At 51.7% G+C, this 634-nt stretch carries 2 protein-coding genes; one reads left to right on the forward strand and one right to left on the reverse strand.

The window, feature by feature from the left end; all coding sequences use genetic code 11:
* Window positions 1–39 precede the first annotated feature (39 nt).
* Window positions 40–246 carry a hypothetical protein gene (locus TW83_RS20305; protein ID WP_084697718.1) on the forward strand — a complete coding sequence of 69 codons (207 nt, stop codon included), beginning with the start codon at window positions 40–42 and terminating at the stop codon, window positions 244–246.
* 136 nt (window positions 247–382) lie between these two features.
* On the opposite strand, the gene TW83_RS18670 is transcribed toward TW83_RS20305, so the two are convergent.
* Window positions 383–634, reverse strand: a 252-nt coding sequence (locus tag TW83_RS18670) for a DUF4113 domain-containing protein (RefSeq protein WP_045984289.1), incomplete at its 5' end; no start/stop codon positions are given.

Consider the following 634-nt stretch of genomic DNA (forward strand, 5'->3'; position numbering starts at 1 on the left):
AAATATGAAACGCATTAACCAGACAGGTGCGCATACACAATGAAAGTCACCCATACCGAAACCACGTTCACGATGACCGGCAGGTATTGGTCCGGCACATACCCGATCAGCGAGCTTCCCAAATGGCTCAGCTTCTATCAACGGCTTCGTGCTGATTTTCCAAAATCAGGAACGGCATATGATGAATGTATTGAGGAACTGGAACAGTTGACACACCGGTTACGCACCGGAAATACAGCTTCCTGACGGTGACACACATGAACATGGCAGATTGCATGACAAAGAATTGGTCAAAAAGTTTTGGTATGCTCTCGCCTATTTTTCTATATCGGTAATATTCCTTATTGTCGTTTGGGGTCTGGGCAACCCTGCTCAACCTGTATCAAACCTTTAGGGTTGGTAGCTCGCTGATCCTCGTGGTGTAACGCGGCGAACGGTGATCCGCTTTTGTCGCCCAGGATCGGTCAACACCCTCCCGCGCCAGCACCATCGTCTTCTTGCCAAAACGGTCATTGATCGCATCGAGCGCGTCCGTCAGGCGCGCGTCGCGTGGCCTTTCCGGTGGAAAAAGCATGGCAGGCTGGTCGCCTTCGGGCAGCAAGTCATCAAGGATGATCCCGGCCTTGGTGTAGCC

Origin of the sequence: Paracoccus sp. S4493 (assembly GCF_000967735.1) — a bacterium.
Classification (GTDB): Bacteria; Pseudomonadota; Alphaproteobacteria; order Rhodobacterales; family Rhodobacteraceae; genus Paracoccus; species Paracoccus marcusii.

Coding starts and splice junctions, on each gene's coding strand:
- TW83_RS20305 (WP_084697718.1), top strand. CDS start 40: ATGAAAGTCACCCATACCGAAACCACGTTCACGATGACCGGCAGGTAT.